General features: G+C 70.3%; 20 protein-coding genes. 9 read left to right on the top strand and 11 right to left on the bottom strand.

Translation table 11 applies throughout. The features are described 5' to 3' along the window. Positions 1-30: 30 nt before the first annotated feature. A complete protein-coding gene (locus tag AC1DVZ_RS14730) occupies positions 31-468 on the bottom strand; it encodes a (deoxy)nucleoside triphosphate pyrophosphohydrolase (protein ID WP_477618954.1) in 438 nt (145 codons plus the stop codon). A gap of 249 nt (positions 469-717) precedes the next feature. Between AC1DVZ_RS14730 and AC1DVZ_RS14725 the strand changes: the two genes are divergently transcribed. The 8 genes from AC1DVZ_RS14725 (at position 718) to AC1DVZ_RS14690 (ending at position 8,981) form a co-directional block, all read left to right on the top strand. Then, complete coding sequence (locus AC1DVZ_RS14725) at positions 718-1,710, top strand: ABC transporter permease (RefSeq protein WP_477618953.1); 993 nt, start codon at positions 718-720, stop codon at positions 1,708-1,710. 55 nt (positions 1,711-1,765) lie between these two features. Then, positions 1,766-3,541, top strand: a complete 1,776-nt coding sequence (locus tag AC1DVZ_RS14720) for an ABC transporter substrate-binding protein (RefSeq protein ID WP_477618952.1) — start codon at positions 1,766-1,768, stop codon at positions 3,539-3,541. A 107-nt stretch (positions 3,542-3,648) separates the two neighbouring features. Further along, a complete protein-coding gene (locus AC1DVZ_RS14715) occupies positions 3,649-4,662 on the top strand; it encodes an ABC transporter permease (RefSeq protein ID WP_477618951.1) in 1,014 nt (337 codons plus the stop codon). Beyond that, positions 4,659-5,750 (top strand): ABC transporter ATP-binding protein, encoded by a 1,092-nt coding sequence (locus AC1DVZ_RS14710; protein ID WP_477618950.1) that lies wholly within the window; start codon positions 4,659-4,661, stop codon positions 5,748-5,750. Before AC1DVZ_RS14715 ends, AC1DVZ_RS14710 begins: the two co-directional genes overlap by 4 nt. 58 nt (positions 5,751-5,808) lie before the next feature. Next, a complete protein-coding gene (locus tag AC1DVZ_RS14705; protein ID WP_477618949.1) occupies positions 5,809-6,864 on the top strand; it encodes an ABC transporter ATP-binding protein in 1,056 nt (351 codons plus the stop codon). A 58-nt stretch (positions 6,865-6,922) separates the two neighbouring features. Beyond that, entirely contained in the window at positions 6,923-7,231 is a 309-nt protein-coding gene (locus tag AC1DVZ_RS14700; RefSeq protein WP_477618948.1) for a 4a-hydroxytetrahydrobiopterin dehydratase, read from the top strand. After that, on the top strand, positions 7,224-7,952 hold the full coding sequence (locus AC1DVZ_RS14695; protein WP_477618947.1) for a VIT1/CCC1 transporter family protein: 729 nt from the start codon (positions 7,224-7,226) through the stop codon (positions 7,950-7,952). Before AC1DVZ_RS14700 ends, AC1DVZ_RS14695 begins: the two co-directional genes overlap by 8 nt. Before the next feature lie 171 nt (positions 7,953-8,123). Next, positions 8,124-8,981: a trypsin-like serine protease gene (locus tag AC1DVZ_RS14690; RefSeq protein WP_477618946.1), complete on the top strand. Its 858-nt coding sequence runs from the start codon at positions 8,124-8,126 to the stop codon at positions 8,979-8,981. A 55-nt stretch (positions 8,982-9,036) separates the two neighbouring features. Here AC1DVZ_RS14690 and AC1DVZ_RS14685 read toward each other — a convergent pair whose 3' ends face one another. From AC1DVZ_RS14685 to AC1DVZ_RS14645, 9 genes are all read right to left on the bottom strand, one after another. Beyond that, positions 9,037-9,309: a hypothetical protein gene (locus AC1DVZ_RS14685; protein ID WP_477618945.1), complete on the bottom strand. Its 273-nt coding sequence runs from the start codon at positions 9,307-9,309 to the stop codon at positions 9,037-9,039. A gap of 148 nt (positions 9,310-9,457) precedes the next feature. Next, on the bottom strand, positions 9,458-10,114 hold the full coding sequence (locus AC1DVZ_RS14680; protein WP_477618944.1) for a TOPRIM nucleotidyl transferase/hydrolase domain-containing protein: 657 nt from the start codon (positions 10,112-10,114) through the stop codon (positions 9,458-9,460). Between the two features lie 48 nt (positions 10,115-10,162). After that, complete coding sequence (locus AC1DVZ_RS14675) at positions 10,163-11,242, bottom strand: GmrSD restriction endonuclease domain-containing protein (RefSeq protein WP_477618943.1); 1,080 nt, start codon at positions 11,240-11,242, stop codon at positions 10,163-10,165. 139 nt (positions 11,243-11,381) lie between these two features. Beyond that, positions 11,382-12,074, bottom strand: coding sequence for a hypothetical protein (locus AC1DVZ_RS14670; protein ID WP_477618942.1), 693 nt, complete (start codon positions 12,072-12,074; stop codon positions 11,382-11,384). Positions 12,075-12,159: 85 nt separating this feature from the next. Continuing rightward, positions 12,160-13,245, bottom strand: a complete 1,086-nt coding sequence (gene ychF, locus AC1DVZ_RS14665) for a redox-regulated ATPase YchF (RefSeq protein ID WP_477618941.1) — start codon at positions 13,243-13,245, stop codon at positions 12,160-12,162. Between the two features lie 140 nt (positions 13,246-13,385). After that, positions 13,386-14,258 carry a thioesterase family protein gene (locus AC1DVZ_RS14660; RefSeq protein ID WP_477618940.1) on the bottom strand — a complete coding sequence of 291 codons (873 nt, stop codon included), beginning with the start codon at positions 14,256-14,258 and terminating at the stop codon, positions 13,386-13,388. A gap of 69 nt (positions 14,259-14,327) precedes the next feature. After that, entirely contained in the window at positions 14,328-16,616 is a 2,289-nt protein-coding gene (locus AC1DVZ_RS14655; protein ID WP_477618939.1) for a zinc metalloprotease, read from the bottom strand. Between the two features lie 165 nt (positions 16,617-16,781). Next, positions 16,782-17,441 (bottom strand): peptidoglycan-binding protein, encoded by a 660-nt coding sequence (locus AC1DVZ_RS14650; protein WP_477618938.1) that lies wholly within the window; start codon positions 17,439-17,441, stop codon positions 16,782-16,784. A 181-nt stretch (positions 17,442-17,622) separates the two neighbouring features. Beyond that, on the bottom strand, positions 17,623-18,513 hold the full coding sequence (locus AC1DVZ_RS14645; protein ID WP_477618937.1) for an NUDIX hydrolase: 891 nt from the start codon (positions 18,511-18,513) through the stop codon (positions 17,623-17,625). Between the two features lie 48 nt (positions 18,514-18,561). On the opposite strand from AC1DVZ_RS14645, the gene AC1DVZ_RS14640 reads away from it, so the two are divergent. Next, the gene (locus AC1DVZ_RS14640; RefSeq protein WP_477618936.1) at positions 18,562-19,758 is read left to right on the top strand and encodes a DNA recombination protein RmuC; all 1,197 of its coding nucleotides are present in this window, start codon (positions 18,562-18,564) and stop codon (positions 19,756-19,758) included. Here the strand turns inward: AC1DVZ_RS14640 and AC1DVZ_RS14635 are convergent. Next, on the bottom strand, positions 19,695-20,981 hold the full coding sequence (locus AC1DVZ_RS14635; RefSeq protein ID WP_477618935.1) for a cytochrome P450: 1,287 nt from the start codon (positions 20,979-20,981) through the stop codon (positions 19,695-19,697). The two genes, AC1DVZ_RS14640 and AC1DVZ_RS14635, sit on opposite strands and share 64 nt — an antisense overlap. Positions 20,982-21,077: the final 96 nt, after the last annotated feature.

The following is a 21,077-nucleotide window of genomic DNA, read 5'->3' as shown; positions in this document are numbered from 1 at the left end:
GTGTGGCCCGGCCCCGCGGCATACCCCGCCTCAGCGCAGCCGGGCAGCGATGAGGTCCACGATGGGGAGGTCTGCGGGCAGCCACGGGACGGCGTAGAGGTCGTCCCGACGCAGCCAGCGCAGCTGGTCATGGTCCTCGATCGGGGCCGGTTCGCCTTCCGTCACGCGAGCCAGCCACACGGTCATGGCGAAGGCCTCACCGAGGGGCCACCGGCCGTCCGGCAGCGGCCCGGGCACCTGGTCGCCGAGCTCCACCTCGACACCGAGCTCCTCGCGCACCTCGCGGTGCAGCGCTTCCTCCTGGGTCTCCCCCGGGTCGACCTTGCCACCGGGGAACTCCCAGCCGCCGGCGAGCGCCGGCGGCTCCGTTCGCCGGGCAGCCAGCAGCAGCGTGGGGTGGTGGAGGTCGTCGACGATGGCCGCGCCGACCACTGCCGCCACGCGGGCCCCCTCCGGCTGGGTCGTCATGGGCCCACTGTGCCAGTTTGTCCGTGCTCTCCGGCCTGACGGCCTTTGTGGACCGCTGGTCACGGGCCTGAAGGATCTCCGTCGCCGCGTCACGATTCGGCATCAGGTTGTTGTGAGGGATGCATGCGAGCCGGATGATGGGCGCCGAAGGGCTCAGCGCGTTCCGTCCCACAGTCGGCTCGTCCGACGCTACGCTGCCCGACGAACAGGCAGGGACACGGTCGTCAACAATGGAGGTGTGCGCCACCCATGAGTGCTCCCCTAGAGCTCGAGCCGGGTGCCACCACTGCGACGCCCGAGGCCGTGCTGGAGGGTGCCGGGAAGATCGAGGGGCGCTCGCTGGGCCAGATCGCCTGGGCCCGCCTCAAGCGCGACAAGCTCGCCCTGGCCGGTGGGTTCGTGGTGCTGGCCCTCATCGTGATGTCGGTGTGCGCTCCCCTCATCGTCGGCCTCCTGGGCCACCCGCCGAACGAGTTCCACCAGAAGCTCATCAACCCCGACACGCAGGTGCCGATCGGCAAGTACGGCGGCGCCTCCGCGGACTTCCCCTTCGGCCTGGAGCCCGTCAACGGCCGTGACCTGTTCAGCCGTGTCATGTACGGCTCCCAGATCTCGCTGCTGATCGCCTTCCTCGCCACCTTGGTCTCGGTCGTCATCGGCACCGCCCTCGGTGCCATCGCGGGGTTTGCCGGCGGGATCGTCGACACGATCATCAGCCGGCTCATGGACATCTTCCTCGCGTTCCCCATCCTGTTGTTCGCACTGGCCCTGGCCGGTGTGATCCCGGACCACGCGTTCGGGCTCAGGGGCGACGCCCTGCGGATCTCCGTGATCGTGTTCATCATCGGCTTCTTCAACTGGCCCTACGTCGGCCGCATCATCCGCGGACAGACCCTCTCGCTGCGCGAGCGCGAGTTCGTCGATGCGGCGCGCAGCCTCGGCGCGCGGTCGCCGCGCGTTCTCGTCAAGGAGCTGCTCCCCAACCTCGTCGCGCCGATCCTCGTCTACTCGACGCTGCTGATCCCGACGAACATCCTCTTCGAGGCAGCGCTGTCCTACCTGGGGGTCGGCGTCCAACCGCCGCGCGCCACCTGGGGCGGCATGCTCTCCGACGCCGCTCAGTGGTACCAGGTCGACGCCTGGTTCATGCTGCCTCCTGGTCTGGCCATCTTCGTGACGGTGCTGGCCTTCAATCTGTTCGGGGACGGCCTTCGTGACGCCCTCGACCCAAGGGCGCGGTAGAACCCACCGCACCCACGCAGTTCCCTCCTACACCGAACAAGGAGCGCAACCACACATGAAGAACAAACGCATACTGGCGATCGCCTCGGCATCTGCCCTTGCCCTGGGGTTGTCCGCGTGTGCCGACAACTCGGGCGGCTCGGGCAGCTCCAGCAGCTCGAGCAGCGGAGCCGACGCCAAGCCGGCTGCCAATGCCGCAGTTGGCAAGGTCTTCCGGCCCTCCGACACCAAGGGCGGCACGCTCCGTTTCGGTATGGCGGGTGACTGGGACTCGGTCGACCCCGGAGACACGTACTACGGACTGTCCTGGAACTTCCTGCGCAACTACGCGCGCACCCTCGTCGTCTTCAAGTCGGCACCCGGCTCGGGTGGCACCGAGCTCGTTCCCGACCTGGCGACGTCACTGGGCAAGGCCAGCGACGGCAACAAGACCTGGACCTACACGCTGCGTGACGGGCTGAAGTACGAGGACGGATCCGCGATCACGTCCAAGGACGTCAAGTACGCCGTGGCGCGCCAGCTCGACAAGGACACGTTCCCGAACGGGCCGACGTACTTCAACGACTTCCTCGCGGACGTCCCGGACGGGTACTCGGTCTACAAGGACAAGAACCTCGACAACCTCAAGGCCATCGACACCCCGGACGACAAGACCATCGTCTTCCACCTGAAGACGGCCTTCTCCGGGTTCGACTACTTCGCCCAGCTCCCGGCGACCTCGCCGGTCCCCGTGGCGAAGGACACCGGTACGAAGTACCGCGAGCACGTGATCTCGACCGGTCCGTACAAGTTCACGACCTACCAGTTCGGCAAGCGGTACGAGCTCGACCGCAACCCGAACTACGACCCGAAGACCGACCCGGAGTCCGGCCGCAAGGCCCTCCCGGACAAGCTCACGGTCGAGCTCGGTCTCAACGCGCCCGACATCGACAACCGCCTCGAGGCGGGTGACCTCGACGTCGACATCGCCGGCACCGGAGTCCAGGCCGCGTCGCAGGGCAAGATCCTCGCGAACGCCGACCTCAAGGCGAAGACCGACAACGCCGCGGCGGCCCGCACCTGGTTCACCGTGCTCAACAGTGCCGTCGCCCCGCTCGACAACGTGGACTGCCGCAAGGCGATCGAGCTGGCCTACGACAAGACGGGCTACCAGCGCGCCTACGGTGGCGCCACCGGTGGCGACATCGCGACCAGCCTGATGCCGCCGGTCGTCCCGGGTCACGTCGACTTCGACCTCTACAACTTCAAGTCGAAGCCTGAGGGTGACGTCGAAGGCGCCAAGGCCGCGCTCGCCAAGTGCGGCCAGCCGAACGGCTTCGAGACCACCGTCTCGTACCGTGCCGAGCGCCCGAAGGAGAAGGCAACGGCCGAGTCGCTCCAGCAGTCGCTGGCCAAGGTCGGCATCAAGCTGAACATCAAGCCGTTCCCGACCTCGGACTACACCAAGCTCTACGCCGGCAAGCCCGACTACGCCAAGGCGAACAAGCTCGGCGTGATCATCTACGGCTGGGGCGCTGACTGGCCGGACGGCTTCGGCTTCCTGAGCCAGATCGTCGACAGCCGGGTCATCCGCCCGTCTGGTAACACCAACCTCGGCATCAAGATCCCCGCCGTCGACGCACTGGTCGACAAGGCTCTCGCCGAGAACGACAAGACCGCGCGCGAGAAGATCTGGGGCGACGCCGACAAGCTCGTCATGGAGAACGCCGCTGTCATCCCCGGCGTCTGGTCGAAGGGGCTGCTGTTCCGGCCCGACAACCTGACGAACGTCTTCGTCAACGACGGGTTCAACCAGTACGACTACACGGCGATGGGTACGTCCAAGAAGTAGTAGCTCCACTCCCACCCACAACGCCACCCAAGAAAGTAGGTGGGGCGTCGACGCGGTGGCGGTCAGCCGGCCAGCTGGCCGACCGCCACCGCGTCTAGCCACTCACAGTGCTGACCTACATCATCCGGCGAGTCTTCGGCGCGGCGATCCTGCTCTTCATCGTGAGCGCGGTCGTGTTCTGCATCTTCTTCCTCGTCCCCCGCATCGGCGGCGCCACCGCCGATGACCTTGCGTCCCGCTACGTCGGCAAGAGCGCCGGCCAGGAACAGATCCACGCCGCAGCCGTGCGCCTCGGCTTCACCGACCCCCTCTGGGAGCAGTACGGACGGTTCGCCAAGGGCATCGTCGCCGGGGCCGACTACAGCACCGGCGCGGGTGTGGACCACTGCCCCGCACCGTGCCTCGGGTACTCCTTCGTCAGCCAGAACCCCGTGCTGCCAGATCTCCTCGACCGACTACCGGTCACCCTCTCCCTTGCCTCCGGCGCAGCCGTCCTGTGGCTCCTCGGAGGCGTGGCGACGGGTGTCGTCTCCGCGCTGCGCCGCGGCACCGCGCTGGACCGGTCGATGATGGGCATCGCCCTCGCCGGAGTCTCCCTCCCCATCTTCTTCACCGGCCTGCTCAGCCTCAGTGTCTTCAGCTACGCGCTCGGCATCACCGCCCCCGGCGGCTCGAACCCGATGGACGCGAGCAACCCCCTCGACTGGGCCTACCGCCTGATCCTCCCGTGGATCACGCTGGCCTTCCTCTATGCCGCCGCGTACGCGCGGCTCACCAGGGCGGGCATGCTCGAGACGATGAACGAGGACTACATCCGCACCGCGCGGGCCAAGGGGCTCGGCGAGCGTGACGTGGTCATCAAGCACGGCCTGCGAGCGGCCCTCACCCCGATCCTGACCATCTTCGGCCTCGACCTCGGTCTGCTGCTCGGCGGCGCCATCCTCACCGAGACGACCTTCTCCCTGCCGGGCATCGGGCAGTACGCAGTGCAGGCCGTGACCAACAACGACCTGCCCAAGGTGCTGGGGGTGACCCTGATCGGCGCCTTCTTCATCATCCTGGCGAACCTGGTCGTGGACCTCCTGTATGCCGTCATCGACCCGAGAGTGCGAGCCTCATGACCCAGACCACCGACCGCACGGCAAGCCGCCCGGACACGGTGGGCATCGGCGGCATGGGCGCGGCGGCCAAGGACGCGTTCCTGTCCGTGCGCGACCTGCGCGTCCACTTCCCCACGGACGACGGTGTCGTCAAGTCCGTCGACGGGCTGTCGTTCGACCTGGCCCGCGGGAAGACGCTCGGCATCGTGGGCGAGTCGGGCTCCGGCAAGAGCGTGACGAGCATGTCGATCATGGGCCTGCACAAGCCGGGGACCGTCACCATGTCCGGCTCCATCCTGCTCGACGGCGAGGAGCTCGTCGGCGCCACGCCCGGCCAGATCCGGGCGCTGCGGGGCAAGAAGATGGCGATGATCTTCCAGGACCCGCTGTCGGCGATGCACCCGTTCTACACGGTGGGCCACCAGATCATCGAGGCCTACCGGGTCCACAACGACGTCCCGAAGGCGACGGCCCGCAAGCACGCCATCGACCTGCTCAAGCGCGTCGGCATCCCCCAGCCCACCTCCCGCGTGGACGACTACCCCCACCAGTTCTCCGGTGGGATGCGRCAGCGCGCCATGATCGCCATGGCCCTCTCGTGCGACCCCGACCTGCTCATCGCCGACGAGCCCACGACCGCACTCGATGTCACGGTCCAGGCGCAGATCCTCGACCTCGTCCGCGACCTGCAGAGTGAGTTCAACTCGGCCGTCATCATCATCACCCACGACCTGGGGGTCGTGGCCGAGCTGGCCGACGACATCATGGTGATGTATGCCGGCCGGTCCGTGGAGTACGCCTCGTCAGAGGAGATCTTCGAGCGGCCACAACACCCCTACACCTGGGGCCTCCTCGGGTCGATGCCACGCCTGGACCGCGAACGCACCGAGCGGCTGCTCCCGATCAAGGGCACTCCGCCGAGCCTGATCAACGTTCCCTCGGGCTGCCCCTTCCACCCCCGGTGCGCCTTCGGGGACCGCACCAACGGCCTGGCCACCACCGAGCGCCCAGCCTTCCGCGAGAGCCTGCCCGGCCACTACGTCGCGTGCCACCTCGACGACGGGGAGCGTGGCCGGATCTGGGAGACGGAGATCCTCCCGAAGCTGTGACCCCGTCACCGCTGCCCGCCGAACCCATCGCTGACCCCGCCCACCTGGGAGCCACATCGTGAACACAACGTCCGACGCCACCGAGACCACGCCGTCGCGCCCCGCGACAAGCGGCGAGGCGCTGCTGTCGGTCACCAACCTGACCAAGCACTTCCCCATCAGGCGCGGGCTCCTGCAGCGTCAGGTCGGAGCCGTGCAGGCAGTCGACGGTCTCACCTTCGACGTCGCCAAGGGCGAGACCCTCTCCCTGGTCGGCGAGTCGGGATGCGGCAAGACGACGACGGGCCGGATGCTCACCCGGTTGATCGAGCCGACCGACGGCAAGATCGTGTTCGACGGCCGCGACATCACGCACCTGTCGACAGGGAAGATGCGGCCGCTGCGGCGTGACGTCCAGATCATCTTCCAGGACCCCTACGGCTCGCTGAACCCGCGTCACACCGTGGGCACCATCGTGGGCGCCCCCTTCCAGCTCCAGAGGGTCAAGCCCAAGCAGGGCACCAAGAAGGCGGTGCAGGAGCTGCTGGAGCTCGTGGGGCTCAACCCCGAGCACTACAACCGCTACCCGCACGAGTTCTCCGGCGGCCAGCGGCAGCGCATCGGCATCGCCCGCTCGCTCGCCCTGCGCCCCAAGCTCATCGTCGCCGACGAACCGGTGTCCGCCCTCGACGTCTCGATCCAGGCCCAGGTCATCAACCTCCTGGAGGACCTCCAGAACGAGCTCGGCCTGACCTACGTCGTGATCGCCCACGACCTGTCGGTCGTGCGGCACATGTCCGACCGCGTCGCCGTCATGTACCTCGGCAAGATCGTCGAGCTCGCCGACCGCGACGACCTCTACTCGCGCCCCATGCACCCGTACACCACGGCACTGCTCTCCGCCGTGCCGATCCCGGACACCAGCCGCCGGACCAAGCGCGAGAGGATCCGCCTTCAGGGAGACGTCCCGAGCCCGATCAACCCGCCACCGGCCTGCCGCTTCCACACGCGTTGCTGGAAGGCCCAGGAGATCTGCAGCACGCAGGAACCACCCCTGGTCGCCCTCGCACCGGGGCACCAGGTCGCCTGCCACTTCCCCGAGAACGTCTCGCCGGCAGCCCCCGCAGCCGGCTGAGGTGAGGTGAGGCTCGGCTTCGGTGACAGGGTCGGACTTCCTTGCCAGAGTAGGAGGCATGAGCCGACTGCTGACTGACGAGGAGATCGGGCGCCAGCTGGGCGACCTGCCCGGGTGGACCCGCGACGGCGACGAGATCTCGGCGAGCTACGAGGCGCCGGACTTCCCGAGCGCGATCCGACTGGTCGACGAGGTCGCGATCGAGGCCGAGGACATGGGCCACCACCCCGACATCGACATCCGTTGGCGCACAGTGAAGTTCGTCCTGTCGACCCACTCCGAGGGCGGACTCACCCAGCTGGACGTCGAGCTCGCCCACCGCGTGGGCCAGGCAGCCGCACGGTCGGGGGCGACCGTCGGTGGCTGAGGCAGTGGCCGCCGAGGTCGAGCCACACGAGGGCGAGGAGCACAGCCAGGGCATCGGGGCCCGGCTGAACTGGCTGCGCGCCGGGGTGCTCGGGGCCAACGACGGAATCGTCTCCACGGCCGGCATCGTGATCGGTGTCGCCGCCGCCACCGTCGAGCGCTCGACCATCGCGACGGCCGGGATCGCAGGGTTGGCCGCGGGCGCGATGAGCATGGCCGCGGGCGAGTACGTCTCGGTCAGCACCCAGCGTGACACCGAGCAGGCCCTTCTGGACAAGGAGCGAGGCGAGCTGCGGGACATGCCCGAGGAGGAGCTCGAGGAGCTCACCCAGATCTATCGGGACAAGGGGCTCACGCCCGACCTCGCCGCCGAGGTCGCACGCCAGCTCACGGCCCACGACGCGCTGGGTGCGCACGCAGAGGCCGAGCTTGGCATCGACCCGCAGGAGCTGACCAACCCCTGGCACGCCGCCCTTGCGTCGATGGTGTCGTTCACCCTCGGCGCACTGCTGCCCCTCGTCGCGATCCTGCTGCCGCCGGTCGGCGGCCGCATCTGGGTGACCGCGGTGGCCGTCGTGGCCGCCCTCGCCCTCACGGGGTGGGGCAGCGCCAGGCTCGGGGAAGCACCACCGCGACCGGCGGTGCTCCGCAATGTGGCCGGTGGCGTGCTGGCGATGCTGGTGACCTACGGCATCGGCGCCCTGGTCGGCACGCAGGTCTGAGCCGCCGAAACCGGCGCGAACGGGCCCCCGCGCGCGCCTGGAGCCGCCGGCGCACGGTGAGCAGACGGCATACCTGCAGGAAATCCCCCTGATGGTGCTGGACAGGCGGCACCGCTGGCAGTTGAATGCGGGTCGTAGCCCACCGGGGCGACACGACCGCAGGGAGTCCGCATGAAGCTTCGCCGCGCACTGGCCGTCTTCGGCATCACCACCGCAATGGTCGGGGGCACGACCCTCGCCGCATCAGCCATCACGGGGGGCGACCTCGACGGCAACGGCCACCCGAACGTGGGCATGATCGCGTTCTACGACGGGACCGGACGGTTCCGCTGCAGCGCCACCCTCGTCTCGCCCACGGTGCTGGTCACCGCCGCGCACTGCACTCAGGGGACGGTCGGCAAGACCGCCGTCACGTTCAAGTCGGTCGTGGCCGAGGCGCCGCCGTCGCCACTTCCCATCGCAGCCAACCCTGCCGCGGGCTACACCTCCGCGGAGCTCGCGGCCGCGGGGCTCCTGAGCGGCACCGCGCAGACCCACCCGGGCTACTCGGACTTCACCGACCTCAGGAACTGGAACGACGTCGGGGTCATCGTGCTCGACGCCCCGGTCACGGGGATCGTGCCGGCCACCATCGCCCCGACGAACTACCTCGACAGGTACACGCCCAACGTGCTCAACAAGACGCTGTTCACGGCGGTCGGCTACGGCACCGAGGTGCGCCAGGCGGAGTCCGGCCCGCAGAAGCCGACCCCGATGTCCTACCCGATCGTGCGTCGGGTCACCGACGAGGTGGGCCAGAAGCTCACGCCCCAGGTCCTGCAGGTCAACGGCAACGAGAACGACCCGCGCGGCGGCGGTGGCACCTGCTTCGGTGACTCCGGAGGCCCGTCGTTCAACGGTGGCTACCAGGTCACGGTGACGAGCTACGGCTACACGAACAACTGCCGCTACCTCGGTGGCCTCCAGCGGATCGACATCCCCGTCGTGCAGAACTGGCTGGCCGGGTTCGGAGTGGGCCACGCCGGCTGACTCCCCCTGTTCGCCGAAGCGGCGGCGCCCCCCGTGGGCGCCGTCGCTTCGTCGTCTACACGTCGTGCTTGCCCGTGGCGACGACACCGACCACTGCATCGGCGACGGCGGCGACCTTGACCTGGGCGGGAGCGTGCGTGGCGCCGACCGCGCTGCCGGCCCCGGTGAGCGGGATGGACAGGCCGGCGAGGACGAGGGCAGTGGCGGCGAGGCGATGGCTGCGCTGACGGAAGGACACCGGACGCAGGGCGGCTGACGTGGGGGACACGGGGCGGAGGGTGGCTGACGTGGGGGACACGGGGCGGAGGGTGGCGGCTGCGGTGGTCATGGCTCCACCCTCGGTGGTCGGGCTCTGGCCCGGGTATGCCGCCGCTGTGGGGTTGCTGTGGAGCTCACCCGGGCGACTGACGGCCGTGGGCCCTGCGGTGTCAGTCCTCGTGGAGGTCGCTGCCTCAGTCGACCCCAGGGTCGTCGCGTCAGTCGCCGAGGCGGTCGGCGAGCCGGTCCCCGAACTGGTCCGGAGGCGCGCCACGGAGCTGCTCGAACGTCGGCCCGGGGCCGGCCAGGGCCTCGACCAGCCCGGCGAGCGGGCTGGGCAACGCACCCAGGTCGAGCGCCGCGGCCATCGCGGCCGCCATCAGCTCCTTGCGGCCCGATGCCGCGCCGGCGAACCGGTGCACCTGCTCGTGGAAGCTCTCGGACACCCAGGCCGGCTGCTGGGTGAGCATGGCGAACCGCTGCGTCAGGCCCAGATCGTCAAGCACGCTGCGGAGGCCCTGCTCGCCCAGGTCTCTCATCAGCTCGTCCTCGAGGTCGCGGTCGCAGACCTGGAAGCCCCACCAGGGCAGCTCGTCCACCGTCGCGACGGCACAGCCGACGCGGCGCAGGGCGCGGACGAAGAAGCGCGCCTCGGGCGCGTCGCACATACCCAGCACGCGCGGGCTGTCGGCGGCTTCGGCCGCGGCGAGCAGGTGGCGGCGGATGTTGGTGGCCCCGTGCATGTCGACGAGGTGGATGCCCTGGTCGGTGAGACCGAGCCCCGAGCGCTCGGCCACGACACGCACCGCCGCCACGTCGCTGGCGCCCTCGAGCAGGACCCAGACGCGACACCCTGCGGGCACCGAGACGGTCATGGGCCCAATCTGCCAGAGTCCCCGCGCCGGGTGGCGCACGCTGGGACGTCAGCGTTCGCAGGCGAGCCCGTCGTGGTCCCGGTCCTGGTACCAGTCGTACTCGGCGTCGACCCCGCTGCGGTAGGGGCCGTAGCCAGCCGCGTTGGCCTCGCGGCAGGTGCCGAACCGTGGGTCGGTGCTGCCAGAGGTGGACGGCTTGGGCGTGGTGGACTGGCTGGGTGTCGGGGCAGCCTGCTCGCGGCCCCCGCCCAGCGGAATGGCACCTGCGCCGGGCAGTGCCTGACTCGGGCAGGCCGTGAGCACCCGCACCATCGCGTCCCGCTCTGCGGCGGTCACGGACAGTCCGTAGCGGTGCTTCACCGCGATCTGGCGGGCCACGTAGGCGCAGCGTCCTGCCTTGCGGGGCGGCAGCCAGGTGGCAGCATCTCCGTCACCCTTCCGCAGGTTGGTCGGGCCGTCGACGGCGAGCAGGTTGAGCGGGTCGTTGGCGAAGGCCGTGCGCCTGGTCTGTGACCACTGTTGGGCGCCCTTCTGCCACGCATCGGACAGGGCGACGACGTGGTCGATCTGGACGGCGTTCGAGGTGCCCTGCCCGCGGACGAAGCTGATCGTGGAGCCGGTGTAGGGGTCGTGGAGCGTGCCCTTGAGGACGAGGCAGCCGTGGGTGCCGGCCTTGAGGGTGAAGCGGGTGAGGTCACGGCGCAGGATGTCGTTCCGGGTGTCGCAGCCGTTGCGGTCGACATCGGCCCACGCCTGGCCGAAGAGGGCCCGGTCGTAGCCGGTCTTGGGCGCACGGCCCTTGATGACCAGCGTGGCCAAGGTGGTGACCGCGGAGCCGGGCCGGATGGTCCTGGCGGGCGTGGGAGTCGCCGTGGGGCTGATGCCTGACGAGCTCGTCTCGCCCGTGGTCGTCGTCTCGGGCGTGCCTGAGGTGCTCGAGGCGCTCGAGGTGCTCCCGGTCGTCGACGCCGAGGAGGCGCCCGCTGCGCCGCTCGTCGACGTGGGCGGCGTCGCGGCCGCGTCGGAACGGAGGGAGTCGGCGGCTGCCGGGCCACACGCCGAGACGACCAGGACCGCAAGCACGGCGCCGGCGGAGGCGGGCCAGTGGAGGTCGGGACGGCGGATCATGAGGTGGGACAGGCACTTTCGCTCGGCGAGGTCGCAACTCCGCAACGCTAGGCCGGCTGGGCGCGCGCGTTCACCGAACGGGACAATCCTGCCCAAACAGCCGATCCCGACCTGGCCAGGTCAGGGAGGAGCCCATCGGCTACTTGAGCAGGCTGACCCCACGAGCGATGACGAGGACCGAGAGCATGAGCGCCGAGACCGACTCGAGCGCCATCAGCATCTTGGCGCGCGGGGACAGCGGCATGGTGTCGGTCGGGCTGAAGGCCGACGAGTTCGTCACCGAGACGTAGAGGTAGTCGATGTACCCGGGCACCCATCCGGACTTGGCTGCGGAGCGCGCAGCGACCTCGTTGATCGCGTCGTGGTCCTCGTCCTGCGGGAAGCGGAAGTCCGCGGCCGGCAGGCCCGGACGGGCTGTCTGGGTGCGCTTGACCGGGCCACCGCGGTCCAGCTCCCAGTACGCGAGCGCGAAGACCAGGACGTTGGTCAGCCACACCTGACCGGCGGCGAGCAGCAGGCCGGGTCCGTCCTCGGCTCCGCCCACCAGGGCCCGCACGAGCAGGACCAGGGAGCCGGCGTTCGCCGCGGCGATGAGCAGCACCAGCGCGATCGAGATCCTGCGCAGCCAGCGGTTGTCGCGCGTCATCCGGCGCGGGTTGGCGGCCACGAGCGGGATGAACAGGGCAGCCTCCAGCAGGGGCACAGCGAGGCGCGGGCCCAGCAACAGCCCCTCGGGCAGCGCCGCGTAGAGGCTGATGGCCACGAGGACCGCCACAGCTGCCGGGAGGCGGACCTCGCCGGGGTGCTGTTTGCGGTGGATCTGGGAGCTCACCTGCTTGGTCTACTGCCCCACCACGCGACAAGCGGGCTGCCACACCGAGGACGCCCGATGATTTACGCCGGCCTGACCTGCAGGTTTACACGTTGAAGCGGAACTCGACCACGTCGCCGTCGGACATCACGTAGTCCTTGCCCTCGATCCGGACCTTGCCGGCAGCCTTGGCCGCGGCCATCGAACCGGTGGCGTCCAGGTCCTCGAACGAGACGATCTCGGCCTTGATGAAGCCGCGCTGGAAGTCGGTGTGGATGACTCCGGCCGCCTGGGGCGCTGTCCAGCCCTGCCCGATGGTCCAGGCACGGGACTCCTTCGGGCCGGCGGTGAGGTAGGTCTGCAGGCCGAGGGTGTGGAAGCCGGTGCGAGCCAGCTGCGTGAGCCCGGACTCCGTCGCACCGAAGGACTCGAGCAGCTCCATGGCCTCCTCCGGCTCCATCTCCATGAGGTCCACCTCGAGCTTGGCGTTCAGGAACACCGCGTCTGCCGGCTCCACCAACGACCGGAGCGAGGCGTGCAGCTCGGCGTCGGCGAGCTGGTCCTCGTCGAGGTTGAAGACGTAGATGAAGGGTTTCGTGGTCAGCAGCCCCAGCCCCCGCGCCTCGGCGAGGTCGACCCCGGCAGCCGCGCCCGCGGCATACAAGGTGTTGCCCTCCTCGAGGACCTTCTGGGCGAGCACGGCGTTGTCGTAGGACGCCTTCTTGTCCTTCTGGATCCGCGACTCCTTCTCCAGGCGCGGCACGGCCTTCTCGAGGGTCTGCAGGTCGGCGAGGATCAGCTCGGTGTGGATGGTCTCGATGTCGGAGGCCGGCGAGACCTTGCCGTCGACGTGGACGACGTCGCCGTCCTCGAACGCACGGACCACCTGGCAGATGGCGTCGGCCTCGCGGATGTTGGCGAGGAACTTGTTGCCCAGGCCCTCACCCTCCGACGCCCCGCGCACGATCCCCGCGATGTCGACGAACGACACGGTCGCAGGCAGGATCCGCTCGGAGCTGAAGATCTCGGCGAGCCGCTTCAGTCGCGCGTCGGGCAGGGGGACGACCCCGACGTTCGGCTCGATGGTCGCGAACGGGTAGTTCGCGGCGAGCACGTTGTTCTTGGTCAGGGCGTTGAACATCGTGGACTTGCCGACGTTGGGCAGTCCGACGATTCCGATAGTGAGGGCCACGAGGCCGAGAGTCTACCGGCGCTCGAGAGCGCGGACTGACGCGCAACCTTTGCTAGCAAGGTTTGGGCGTTGGTGGACACGTTGCAACCTGTCCACCAACCAGCAACCTTTGCTAGCAAAGGTTGCTGGAAACCCCCGGCTCAGGTGCGTGCGGGCAGCGGCGCCGAGGCCCGGGCGAGCTGTCGGGAGAGCGCCACCAGCCGTCCCTCGCTGTCCCACACCTCGGCGTCCTCCTCGAGGAAGCCGCCGGCCAGCGTCCTGTTCGTCAGGCTGACGCGAAGCCACCCCGGAGCGGGCCGCGCACGCACGTGGGCGGTCAGCTCGAGCGTGGGGGTCCAGCCCGGYAGCCCGAGCTCGAACGCCACCGGGGGCAGCGCGTCGACCGCCAGGAGCAGCAGCAGCGGGTCGGGCTCACGGCCGTCGGCCATCCGCAGCCAGCCCCGGATCACGCCGTTTCCCGACGGCTTGCCCACCGCCCAGCCGGTGGTCGCCGGGTCGAGGCGCATGTCGAGGCGCTGGAGCAGCGACGCGTGCTTGAGGAAGTCAGGCGGCGCCTGCGCGGCGGAGACGCATCGGTCGGGTGGCGGGAGGTCCGGCGGCTGGGCCGAGGTCGTGAGGTCGCCGTCCACCGTGTCCAGGTCGCCGTAGGTCGCAAGGAAGCGGACCCGCTCGACCTCGCCGCCTGCGCCGTCGTCCTGCAGCAGCGACGCCTGGCCCGTGGACACCGCGCGTCCGCGGCGCACGATCGACGTGCGCACGGTCGCCGGACCCGGGACCCCGGGTGTCAGGTAGTAGGCGCTGATCGCGAGCGGGTCCGGGTGGGCGGGACGGTCCCCGTCCGCGGTGCCGAGCTCGGTGGCCAGCGCTCGTCCGGCCATGGCGAGCAGCACCCCGCCGTTGACTCCCCCGCCGATCCGCCAGCCCTCACCGAGGGCGCCGTCGTAGACCCCAGCCTCGCCTGCCCTCGCCGAAACCGCTGTCCCCGTGTCGAACTCGCTGGCCCCGTTGACCATTCGTTGCTCCCATCCGTGCGCTGCGCGGCATACCTGACGTCACTGGAGGGTATGCCGCGCAGCTGCCCGTCAGGGCGTGGCCGTGGCGTCCGCCACGTCCGCAGGTGCCGCCGCGGTCGGCGAGGGCTCGGACGAGGGGGCGGTCGGGTCCGTGCCGTTGGTCGGGCTCGTGGAGCTGTCAGGGCCGGTGGAGGTGCTCGACGAGGATGCGCCGGTCGACGACCCGGTGGGTCCGGCGGTCGGCGACGCAGTGTCGGCGGCCCCACCTGACGACGTGCCTGTCGAGGTCGCGGTCGGGCTCGCTGGGTTGCCAGCGACCGGCGCGACCCACGCTGGGTCCTGCTGCACGATCGCGAGGATCTGTCGCTCATACTCGGTGAGCCGTTCCTGCAGCTCGCTGAGCGGGACACCCTCGATCGACGCCCCGAAGGCGGAGATCTCCTTCCACAGCTCGGCGAGGTCGGCCATGCTCTGGGCGCTCAAGGGACCGGCGAGCGACACCACGAGCTGTGTCGCGAGCGCTGCGGTGACGCACTGGACACAGCTGTAGTTGACCGCCACGGCGACGTTCTCCGGGACGACGACGTGGGCGTTTCCGACGATGAGGACAACCTGGAAGGCCACTGCCACGGTTTGGCATCCGGCACACGACGCCAGGGCGTAGGCCTCGTTGGTGTTGGTCACCGTGTCGCCGTCCGCCCAGACGAGGGCGAAGGCCACGTCGTAGAGCTTCGACCCGTCCGTGGTGTTCACGGCCATGGCCTGGTTGCCTCCCTCACCGGGGGGCATCGGGCGGTTGAACGGGAAGACCCAGGTGGGGAGCGGCTGCCCGCCAGCCTGCGCCTGACCGGGGCGCGGCACCATGACGACGGCCAGCTCCGGCTCCGCGGCGGTCGGCAGGGCAGCACCCTGCGGCCAGACCGCTCGTCCAGCGCCCTCGCGACCTTCCTGCAGGTTTGTCGGCACTCCCGACCGGAGCGTGCTCGAGACGGCGTCGGCCAACGTGCCGCGCTCGTAGGCTTGGACGGGCCGGTAGGTGCCCGGCTGCGGCCACCAGGACCAGGCCAGCCCGGCGAACACCGCGAGTGCGACCGCACCGGCGAGAGCGCGCCGCACCGGACGGTCCTCCGTGGCCCGCCAGGTGCCGGCGACGACCTGTCGCACCACACGGGTGACGATGAAGACGACGCCGAGCACCGGCAGGGCGATGGCGATGATCGAGAGGGCTCGCACCAGCACTGCGAGCACGTCCCCATCGCCGAGCTGGGTCTCCAGCCGCGCCCACTGCCGACCGACGGACGCCCACGCGGTGCCGGCCACCCGGGGGAAGCTCAGCACCATCATCACGAGGGAGAACAGCAGCAGCGGGACGACGACGACCACCCACGCGGTGACCACCGCCCTGGCCCAGGGCTTGAGCACCTTGGCCTCCGGGTCGTCCCAGTGCCGGGGAAGCAAGCCCACGAGGGTCGGCTTGATCCGGTGGTAGAGGTCCGGCACACCCGTGAGGTCGGCCAGCACGTGGTAGCCGTCGAAGCGCACCAGCGGAGCCAGCTGGCGCACCATCTGGAGCACCTGGGCCGCGATGATCAGCAGGATCGCGTCCCACCCGGTCGCCCACCAGACCCCGAACATCGCGACCGCGACGATCGCGTTGAAGTAGAGGCCGCCGAGGTCGGTGCGCACCCGTCCCGCCCGACCGAGCCGGTAGCTGTCGGTGACGTCGGTGTAGAACGCCGGCCAGACGAGGTACCAGCCCGTGCCCATCGCGCCCGGCGTCGCCCCGCCGTAGCGGGCTGCCGCCGCGTGCCCGAACTCGTGGAACCCCGCCGAGACGACGGTCAGGGCGAACACGGCCAGCAGCAGGGCCGGCTGGTCGAACGCCTGGTGCGTGGCCGACGCCAGTCCCTTGTGGAGCAGCACCCAGCCGCACACGGCGAGGAAGGCGGCCACGAGGACCACCACGACGACGGGCGCGAAGAGCAGGGCGAACGGGGCCGTCACGCGCCGGGTCGCCTCCGGGTCGGAGACGACGTACTTGAACCGCAGCGCGAGCAACGGGTTCGAGCGACGCACCTCGGGATCGGAGCCGTCGGCCTTCTTGAGCACGCCCAAGGTGCGCAGCTTGCTGTCACACAGCGTCTCCACGTCGTCGGCCGACACCTGTCGCCCGACGGACTCCCCCACCGCCTCAGCCACCTCTGCCAGGGACCGATGTCCGTCCACCTGCTCCAGCACGGCGTAGAGCAGCGGCGTCAGCTGGATCGTCTGGCCGTCGCCGCGGCGCACGAGAGCGGGCGCGACGCGGTAACCCGACCCGGGCACCGCTCCGAGGAGCTGCACCCCGTCGGCACGCACGGGTACCGCACCCCCATCAGCTGATGGGGGTGCGGCCGCCCCTGCGGCCGCCCCTGCGGGGGCGTCTGCTGGGGTGTCTGTCGGGGTCGGCGCAGAGGCAGGTGCCGGTGCGGCGGGGGGCCCTGGGCCCTCGAAAGGTGTCACGTCAAAGAGACTTCGCGCCGACTACTGGGAGATGTCAGACGACTGGTCGGTCGTCGCGTTCGCGTCGGCGTCGATGTGCTGGGTGATGATCGCGTCCTGCTGGGCGAGCGCAGCGGCGTCCGAGTCGATGGACCCGATGTTCGCGGCAACAGCGGCGTCGATCGGGGCTGCGACGTTGGCGTTGGCGGCCACGGCTCCTGCGATCGGAGCAGCCAGGTCGAGGTCGGCGGCGAGGTCGACGTCGACGTTGAGCAGGTCGCCGTCGAGCGCACCACTGCTGGTGACCGGGGCCGCCGGGTCGGTCGCGCCGTCCACCGGAGTGGTCGCGTCGACAGGGGCGTCCGTCGGTGCCTCGGGTGCCGCCTGGTCGATGGTCGAGTCCTGACCAGCGTCGGCCACGGCCTCGCCGGTGATCCCCTGGTCGATGACGACGCCCTGGTCGGCGAGCGCCTGGGCCTCGGAGCCGAAGGACAGGACGTTCGCGGCGACCGCGGCATCGATCGGCGCCGCGACGTTGGCGTTCGCAGCGACTGCCAGGTCGATGGGTGCCGCGGCGTCAAGGCCGATGTCGAGGTCCGCGTTCAGGTCCAGGAGGCTGATGACCTCCTTGTCGGGCAGGGCGGTGCCGCCCTCGGCGGCCAGGTCGTCCGCGGTCAGCGGCGGCATGCTCGAGTCAGTCATGGTGCACTCCGTGTTCGACGGTTTCCCCGGCTCGATGACTCCGCGAGGTTATCGGGCACAGTCCGGCATTGCACATCGAGCATGGCCTCTGACCTGCGGTGATGCCCCGGAAACGGTCCCTGGCGCCGCACCGGACGGCCGGACGGACGCCGGCCGCGCGGCATACGTGGTCGACCTCACCTCACAGGGCTGGGAGCCCGTCCTCGAGGTATGCCGTGGGGCCGGCATGGACGGCGAGGAAGGCGAGCAGGCGCTGGTTGTAGGGCGCGACGCGCTCCTCCCACTCCTCCTCTCCCACGAGGTGCAGCGCGCGAATCTCCCTGCGTTCCAAGGTGGTTCCGGCGATCAGGTCGTCGGGCGCGACCCCGAGGTCGAAGACGAACACGGTCGCGTCGGTCCAGCCGCGCCACGGCGGCAGCCAGTTGACCGCGAGCAGGCCCTTGACCTCCACGTCGATGGCGAGCTCCTCCCGCACCTCGCGCACCACGCACTGGGCGGGCGACTCCGACGGGTCGACCACGCCGCCCGGCAGGTCCCACTCGGCCTTGTAGGTCAGCTCGCACAGCAGGACCCGGCCCTCCGAGTCGCGCAGCACTCCCTGGGCGATGGCGCGCTTGGTCGGCAACGACGAGTTGAGCAGGGCGATGAAACCGTCCCGACTGTCGGGTGGGGCGTCCGTGCGCAACCGGGCCAGGACCATCGTGTCGCGTCGGTCGCCCGGGCCCGCGAGGGCGCCACGCGCGACACCCTCCTTGCGGAGCCCGGCGCGCAGCGCAGCCCTGACGGCGGCCCGGTCGGCAACGTCGACCCTGGCCTCGACTCGGTGCACGTCGAGGGTGTCGAACGCCCAGGAGACGGCCAGTCGCAGGGCGCGTTCGACGATGCCGACCTCGCGGTACTCGGCGACCACCGCCCAGATCAGGTCGGCGTCACCGGACCCGTCCTCGATCACCTCGACACGCCCCACCTGCTCGCCCTCCCACTCGACGGCGAAGGCGTGGTCGCCGTCGCCCTCGACGGCGACCCGCCGCAGGACGAGGTCGTCACCTTCCGTCAGCTGTGGGGTGGGCACCCGGCCAGCCTAGACACGGCTGTCGGCGCCAGGTGGGATGGTCGGCGCATGGAACTCGTGGGCATCCTCATCCTCGGCCTGGTCGTCGGCGCGGCGACGGGGTGGTGGGTCGCGCGCACCTCCGGCGCCGCCGCCMTAGCGTCAGCGCGCACCGAGTCCGACCTCCTGCGTGAGCGTGTGGTCGACCTCGAGGCGGCCGTCTCCGACGACGCGCAGACCGCGGCCGCCCTCCTACCCCTGCGCGACGCCCTGGTCCGGGTCGAGCAGCAGGTCGGCACGTTGGAGCGCGACCGCACCAGCCAGTTCGCGGCGCTCGAGACCACGATTGCCGCCGTGCGCGAGTCGACCACCGCCCTCGGCCGCCAGACCCAGTCGCTCGCTGGTTCGCTCAACTCCTCCACCGTTCGCGGTGCATGGGGAGAGGTGCAGCTGCGCCGGGTCCTCGAGCACGCCGGGCTGCTCGCCCGGTGCGACTTCGACGAGCAGGTATGCCGCGTGAGCCGGCACCAGCGTCAGGTGCGCCCCGACGTCGTGGTGCGGCTGCCCGGTGACAAGTACCTCGTCATCGACTCCAAGGCCCCGATGGGCGCGTTCCTCTCGGCCCAGGCGGAGGACCTGTCCGCCAGTGAGCGCGCGACCTTCCTGCGAGCGCACGCGGCGTCCCTGAAGTCGCACGTCACGGCGCTGGCCGCCAAGGACTACTGGACCGCCTTCGAGAACTCGCCCGAGATGGTGGTCTGCTTCGTGCCCAGCGACGCGATGCTCGCCGCGGCCCTGTCGGCCGACCCGGCGCTGCACGAGGACGCGATGGCTCGACGGGTCGTGCTCGTCGGCCCCGGGTCGTTGCTCGCCCTGCTGCGCACGGTCGCCTTCACCTGGCAGCAGGACGCCCTCACGGCCCACGCGCGGGAGGTCATGACGTTGGGCCGCGACCTCTACGACCGGTTGGGCACCCTGGGGAGCCACACCATGAAGATGGGCACCGCGTTGCAGCGGTCCGTCGAGGCCTACAACCAGATGGTCGGGGCGCTCGAGTCCCGCGTGCTGGTCTCCGCCCGCCGGATGCACGAGGCGGGGATCGTCGAGCAGCCACTCCCCAGCCCCCAGGCGCTCGAGGCCGGCCCGCGGGTCCTCACGGCGATGGAGCTCATCGAGGCGGCCACAGCCGACGCGGAGCGCCCTCAGCTGGCGTTCGACGACCTCGACACCGCGTCGAGGTGGACCGGCAGGGAGTCGACTGCATAGACGATCGACTTGTCGCGGAAAGCCAGGGTCTCCGGCTTCACGGCCAGAGCCAGCTCCGGGAACCGGCGGACCAGTCTGGGGAAGGCGATCCGCAGCTCGAGGCGAGCCAGCTCGGCGCCCACGCAGCGGTGGAAGCCGTATCCGAACGCCACGTGCGGCGAGGGGGGCCGGTTCGGGTCGAAGGTGCCGAGGTCGGGCCCGACCCGGTGGTCCCGGTCGGCTCGGCTGAGCGCGGCGATCACCACGTCACCCTTGTTGATCCGCTTGCCGAAGAGGTCGAGGTCCTCCTTGGCGAACCGCGGGAAGGCGATCTGGACGACGCTGAGGTAGCGCAGCATCTCCTCGACCACCCGGTCGATCGCGCTGTCGTCGTCTCGGACCAGCTCGAAGTGCTCGCGGTCCCGCAGCAGGACCAGTGAGCCGAGCGCCAGCATGCTGGCCGTCGTCTCGTAGCCGCCGGTGAAGACCCCGTCGGCCAGACCGGCAACCTCCTCGTCGCTGACCTCGTCGCCCACTGCCGCGAGGATCCGGCCCAGCAGCCCGTCGCCGGGGTCGGCCCGCTGCTTCCGGGTGGCGTCGAGGAGGAACAGCTGGCTCTGCGAGATGGCGCCGAAGGCTCCCGCGCCACCGGCCGTGACGTCGAACCGCGCGTGGCTGAGGGTCATGAACCGCGCGCGGTCCTCGACGGGCAGTCCGAGCAGCTCGCAGATGACGAGGAACGGGATCGGGAAGGCGAACTGCTCGACGAGGTCGACGACCGGGCCACTCGCCTCCATCCGGTCGAGCTGCTCGTCGACGATCGCCTCGATCCGCGGCGTCAGCYGGTTGATCCGGCGCATGGTGAACTCAGGCGTGAGCAGCGTGCGCAACCGGGTGTGCTCGGGAGGGTCGGTGAACCCGAGCCCGCCGACACTCGCTCCGGCCGCACCGACGTAGGGGCGGATGTCGTTGCTGAACCGCCGCTGGTCGGCCAGCACGGCCTTGACCTCGTCCTGGCCCGACACCAGCCAGATGTTCATGCCGAACATGTGGGCCAGCCGGTGCACCGGGTCCGGCGCCGAGCTGCCGATCCGGTRGACGGGGTCCAAACCGGACCGTCGCAACGGTCGCAGCAGTCGGCGCGGAACGGCCTCCAGGCTCGTGAGGTCGACGGGTCCGCCTCCGGTGGCCCGGGCGACGAGCCGCTGCGTCAGCCGCGTTCGCGCACTGGTCAGGCCGATCATGGGTCAGACGGTACCCGCGCGGGGTCGGTTCTCGTTGACACGTCCGCGCGGGGGCGCGCGCGTCGTGACCGACCTCTCCCCGACGGCTGCCTCACC

This window comes from Pedococcus sp. P2_E5 (genome assembly GCF_056403895.1).
This window is presented reverse-complemented; position numbering and strand designations above follow the sequence as displayed.

Bases quoted from the DNA above. Each gene is read 5' to 3' on its own strand.
- AC1DVZ_RS14680 (WP_477618944.1), bottom strand. From the start codon at position 10,114: ATGACCGTCTCGGTGCCCGCAGGGTGTCGCGTCTGGGTCCTGCTCGAG.
- AC1DVZ_RS14675 (WP_477618943.1), bottom strand. From the start codon at position 11,242: ATGATCCGCCGTCCCGACCTCCACTGGCCCGCCTCCGCCGGCGCCGTG.
- AC1DVZ_RS14690 (WP_477618946.1), top strand. From the start codon at position 8,124: ATGAAGCTTCGCCGCGCACTGGCCGTCTTCGGCATCACCACCGCAATG.
- AC1DVZ_RS14730 (WP_477618954.1), bottom strand. From the start codon at position 468: ATGACGACCCAGCCGGAGGGGGCCCGCGTGGCGGCAGTGGTCGGCGCG.
- AC1DVZ_RS14720 (WP_477618952.1), top strand. From the start codon at position 1,766: ATGAAGAACAAACGCATACTGGCGATCGCCTCGGCATCTGCCCTTGCC.
- AC1DVZ_RS14650 (WP_477618938.1), bottom strand. From the start codon at position 17,441: ATGACTGACTCGAGCATGCCGCCGCTGACCGCGGACGACCTGGCCGCC.
- AC1DVZ_RS14725 (WP_477618953.1), top strand. From the start codon at position 718: ATGAGTGCTCCCCTAGAGCTCGAGCCGGGTGCCACCACTGCGACGCCC.
- AC1DVZ_RS14700 (WP_477618948.1), top strand. From the start codon at position 6,923: ATGAGCCGACTGCTGACTGACGAGGAGATCGGGCGCCAGCTGGGCGAC.
- AC1DVZ_RS14685 (WP_477618945.1), bottom strand. From the start codon at position 9,309: ATGACCACCGCAGCCGCCACCCTCCGCCCCGTGTCCCCCACGTCAGCC.